At 75.2% G+C, this 4,966-nt stretch carries 3 protein-coding genes and 1 pseudogene; 1 reads left to right on the forward strand and 3 read right to left on the reverse strand.

The window, feature by feature from the left end; genetic code table 11:
* Positions 1 to 47 precede the first annotated feature (47 nt).
* A complete protein-coding gene (locus SNE206_RS39650) occupies positions 48 to 794 on the reverse strand; it encodes a GPP34 family phosphoprotein (RefSeq protein WP_405011925.1) in 747 nt (248 codons plus the stop codon).
* Between the two features lie 322 nt (positions 795 to 1,116).
* Between SNE206_RS39650 and SNE206_RS39655 the strand changes: the two genes are divergently transcribed.
* On the forward strand, positions 1,117 to 3,549 hold the full coding sequence (locus SNE206_RS39655) for a hypothetical protein (protein ID WP_407918454.1): 2,433 nt from the start codon (positions 1,117 to 1,119) through the stop codon (positions 3,547 to 3,549).
* Positions 3,550 to 3,626: 77 nt separating this feature from the next.
* Here the strand turns inward: SNE206_RS39655 and SNE206_RS39660 are convergent, their stop codons facing one another.
* Together SNE206_RS39660 and SNE206_RS39665 are read right to left on the reverse strand one after the other, a co-directional pair.
* Positions 3,627 to 4,649, reverse strand: coding sequence for a YhjD/YihY/BrkB family envelope integrity protein (locus tag SNE206_RS39660; RefSeq protein ID WP_407918455.1), 1,023 nt, complete (start codon positions 4,647 to 4,649; stop codon positions 3,627 to 3,629).
* A 174-nt stretch (positions 4,650 to 4,823) separates the two neighbouring features.
* A pseudogene (locus tag SNE206_RS39665) lies at positions 4,824 to 4,966 on the reverse strand (dolichol-phosphate mannosyltransferase); the annotation flags it as partial.

Consider the following 4,966-nt stretch of genomic DNA (forward strand, 5'->3'; position numbering starts at 1 on the left):
TGCCGGGCGGGCCGCCCCCAACCGTCCTTGCTAACGGCGCGCACCGATCAACGTGCACCCACCCGCGTGGCGACCGGTCGGCCACCGCCCGCAGCGGGCCTCGCCGTCGCCGGCCGACCCGGTGCCGGGCGGCCGACCGCCGGAGGTGCGGCGTTGCGGCCCTGCTGGACGGGCAGACCGTTCTGCACGTCCATCACCGCGTGCGCCACCATCCCGCCGAGCGGGTCGTAGCGGATCAGGTCACGCAACCTGGACCGGGACGACCGGCCCTCGTTGCCCGGGTAGAGGTGCTTCCCGAGACCCACCGCGTGCGCCAGCGCTGCGAGCGCCGCCGTCCGTGGGTCCGGTGGCACGCCCGTCCGGATCGCCGTGTCCAGACGCTGCTTGATGGCGGCGTTGGTGCAGTCGTCCGACGCCTGATAGCGCGTCGTCGGCAGCACGCCGCACATCTGGCCCGGAACCGCCGTCACCATGCCGCACCGTTCCAGGTGCGCCAGGTACGTCTGCCTCAGGCCGAGCCTGGGGCCTCCGATCCAGTGCGACGCCCGGACCGGGCTGCCGCGCCGTCGCAGCAGCTCCAGGGCGTGGTCGAGGGTCGGGTCTCCGGTCGGCCGTGCGAGCACGACGGCGATCCGGTCCCCGTCCGGGGCTATGCGTCCGGCCAGGGACAGCTCGACCAGCTGTGCCCCGGCGAGTCCGAGGTCGAGGGTCTGCGGCTGCGCGGTGGTACCCGTGGCCGGGTCCAGTGCGAGCAGCAACAGCTCCTCGGGAATAGTTCTGCGGCTCCTGCCCATCCAAGCCTCCCCGCGTGGATGCTGACAGCGTGACGCCTCTCACACGGACTTGTCGAGTACGCCTCCGAATCGTGACCTTGGGGCGGCAAGCTGGAACCGGTGCGGGCAGGCCCGGCGTCTGAGCCGGGGACGGGACCGGACGGGGACAATAGAGGCCGGTCGGGCGGGGTGTGCGCACCCGCCGAGCCGCTCGTGGCGGAGACTGTACAGACATCCCGGCAGGACGAGAACCCGTCGGAAAAAATGAAGGATCGGCGCGGCCCGCGGCCCGCCGACCCGGCCGGGCAGCCGGTCCGCCGGGCGGACGAGGAGGAGAGGGTCAGTGGGCGAGTCCCCCGACACAGGGCAGCGCGACGGGGCGACCGGACGCACGGAGCAGGCGGACGACACCGCCGCCGTGCGGACGCGGACGGTGGAGGGCGCCGACCCCGGGCGCACCCCCGACCGCACCGGCGCCACCGGTCCGGCCGGGGCACGGCCCGCCGCCGAGGACGCAGCGGACGCGGAGGACGCCGAGGGCACGGCGGACGCGGAGGACGCCGCGCGCACGGAGAGCACGGAGGACGCCGTGCGCACCGGGGCCGCGGAGGACGCCGAGGGCACGGCGGACGCGGAGGACGCGGAGGACGCCGAGGACGCCGAGGACGCGGAGGACGCCGGGAAGCCCGCAGGGGCCGACGGACGGCCGGGAGGTGCCCCGGAGGCACGGGACTCCGCCACGGAGCCCGCCACGGCGCGTACGGGCGACCGGCAGCCTGAGTCCGCCGCCGATGTCGACGATGCCGACGAGGCTGCTGCCGATGTCGACGACGCGCCGCCCACTGAGGACACCCCCGCCGAGGACAGCGCGGCCGAGGACGGGACCGACGAGGACGGGACCGACACTCGCGAACCGGCCGCGGCCGGCTCCACCGTCCACCTCCGCGTCCGCACCGTGGACAACGCCACCACCGCGCTCCGGATGCCCGTGGACAACGCCACCACCGCGCTCCGCCTCCCCGCCGAGGACGGCCGCCCCGCTGCGCGCACCCCGTCCGGTGCGTCCGCGCCGGCCACCGCGAAGGCTCCCGCCGACGCTCCGGCCGCCCCGCCCGCCGCCGCCGAACAGCCCGAACGGCCCGAACCGCCCGTCAGCGACGCGACGGCCGTCCTCCGCCTCCCCGCGGAGGCCCGGAAGCCCGCCGCCCCGCAGCCCGTGGACAACGCCACCCGCGCCCTGCGCCTCCCCGTGGACAACGCCACCACCGCGCTGCGCCTGCCCCCCGAGGCCCGCACGCCCGCAGGACCCGCCACCCCGGACCCCCGTCTCGCCATGCGGGACAGCCGGGAGGCCGCCGGCGCCGGGCTCAAGGACACCCGCAAGCCCGTCGCCCCCGCACCTCCCGGTCAGCCCGGGAGCCGCCCCGCGTCCCCGCCCCTGCCCCCGCCGCCGCCCGCGCCCGACCCGGCCCCCGTACCGCCGCCGGCCCCGCTGCCCGTCGAGAGCACCATCGAGGCGATGGAGGTGCTCGCCGGCCTCAGCGCCCGCCCGGTGAGCCCGTTCCGCCGGGCCGCCAAGCGGACGGCGATCTGGACGCTCTTCTTCGCCTTCGTCCTCGGCATCGTGGTGGTGGCCCAGCTGCTGCGCCCGCTGCCCGACCCGGAGACCGGCCTCGCCCTGCCCACCTCCTACACCTTCACCGGCGAGAAGCTCAGCGTGGACTGGCCGGCGAAGGGGCAGTCCGCCGCCGCCGTGATCGGTGTAGGCGGCGTCGGCACCTCCGGCGAGCAGACCCCCGTCTCGATCGCCAGCGTCACCAAGGTGATGAACGCCTACCTCATCCTCCAGGCGCACCCGCTCAAGAAGGGGGAGAGCGGGCCGAGCATCACGGTCGACAAGGCCGCCGCGGCGGAGTCCACCGACACCGACCAGTCGCGCGCCACCCTCACCGAGGGCCAGCAGCTCAGCCAGTACCAGGCGCTGGAACTGCTGATGCTGCCGTCGGCCAACAACGTGGCCCGGCTCCTCGCCCGCTGGGACGCCGGCTCGGAGCAGGCGTTCATCGACAAGATGAACGCCCAGGCCGCCAAGCTCGGCATGACCGACACCGTCTACGCCGACCCCGCCGGCTACAACGACGACACCAAGAGCACCGCCGCCGACCAGCTCAAGCTCGCCGAGCAGGTCATGAAGAACGACGTCTTCCGGCAGATCGTCGCCGAGCCCGAGATGCGGTACAACGGCGTCCGCATCTCGAACACCAACGACCTCGTCTTCACCCAGCGCGGCAGCGTCATCGGCGTCAAGACCGGCTCCTCCACCGCCGCGCAGTCCGCCCTGATGTGGGCCGCGGTCAAGGAGATCGGCGGTGTGCAGCGCACCATCATCGGCGTCACCCTCCGGCAGCCGGCCGTCGCCGGCGTCGACCTGGCGAAGGTCGCCCAGGCCCCCAGCCTCAAGACGATCAAGTCGGTGCAGAAGGGCCTCACCGGACAGACCCTCGCCGCCCAGGGCCAGGTCGTCGGCCAGGTCGACGACGGCCTCGGCGGCACGGTGCCCATCGTCGCCGCCAAGGAGCTCACCGTCGCCGGATGGTCCGGCATCACCGCCACCCTGACCCTCGACGCGACGAAGCTCGGCCACACCGAGAAGGCCGGCACCCAGGTCGGCACCCTCTCGGCCGGCGAGGGCGCAGGGAAGATCGAGGTGCCGGTGACCCTGCAGCGTGACCTGGCGCCGCCGTCGATCCTGTCGAGGCTGATCCGACTCCTCTGAGAGTCCGTCCCGGCCTCCCGGCTCCACCCCGGTCCGGCCCCACCGCAACGGCCCCGCCGCCGCAGCGGTGGGGCCGTTCACATGCCCGTGGCCGGGGCCTCCTCGGCCGGCCCGCCCATCACGCGATCCGGCGTTCCGGCGGCCGGGGGGTCGTCCGCCGGAGGGCCGTCCACCGGGGGTCCGGCGGCCGGGGGGCCGCCGGCCGCGGGGCCGGATGCAGGCGGCCCCGCCGCGGCCGGGCCGCTGCGCCCCGTCCCGAACCTCCGGGCCACCTCGGGCTCCTCCGACACCACCCGGCCGAGCGCGATGGCCAGCGTCACCGCCGTGAACGTCACGATCAGCCAGGACAGCATCGTGAACACCACGCCGTACGGCCCGAACCGCGACACGCTCTGTGCGACGGCCCGCGGCAGGTACACCGACGCCGCCACGCCCGTGCCCACCACGGCCACCCCGCACAGCAGGGCCCCGGGCGCGAGCTGCCGCCAGCCCACCCGGCCGGCCAGCAGCAGGTGCTGCGTCCACCACCAGAGCAGGGTCTCCACGGCGAACGCCAGGGGCAGCCCCAGCCACGGTCCGGCGCCGAAGCCGTCGTACAGCGGGTGCTGGAGGACGAGCGAGACCATCCACACCGCCAGCCAGAGCAGCCAGCGCCACGCGGTGATCCGGCCGGACGCCCGCGGCAGCTCCCAGCAGCGCTCGCAGACCCGCTGCAGCGCCCGGCTCAGCGCGGTCGCCGAGAGCAGGGTCACCAGGGCGCCGATCGCGCCGAAGCTCTGGGCGGTGGCGTCGCCGTCGCCGGCCGACATCAGCTCCCCCACCTGCTTGCCCGCCTCGCCCTGCAGACCGAGCTGCTCGCGCAGGGCGGACACCACGCCCTCCTTGACCGAGGCGGGCGCGAACACGGCCACCACGAAGAGCGCGGGCAGCGCGCTGACGAAGGCCTGCGCCGCGAGCCGGGTGGCGCAGTCGAGGAGGTTCACCCGGACGAGCTGGTGCATCGACCGGGCGACGAGCGGCACCCGGTCGGGCAGCCCTCTGACCGCGTCGGCGACACCCGAGAGCCGGCCCCGCATGCCCGGCTGCTGCGACCCTGCCACACCGGCTCCCTCCGCGGACGTGCACCGTGCGCTGTCCGAGACCCATGCTCACCCGCCCGTGGGCCGCCCGCACCCGGTCCCGGGTCCTGGGCCGCAGTGCCGCGGCCGGTCCCCGGTCCTGGGCCGCGGAGCCGCGGCGCCGCGGCTCCGGGGCGTTCCCGGGTGGGGTGGGTGTCAGGTGGTGCGGTTTCTGCGGGTGATCTTGTCGATGCGGGCGCCGATGCCCCAGGCGGTGACGCGCCAGAGGGCTTCGACGACGATGTTGCGGCTCATCTTGGAGGCGCCGTGTTCGCGTTCGACGAAGGTGATGGGGACTT

The sequence above is a fragment of the Kitasatospora sp. NE20-6 genome, assembly GCF_045862635.1.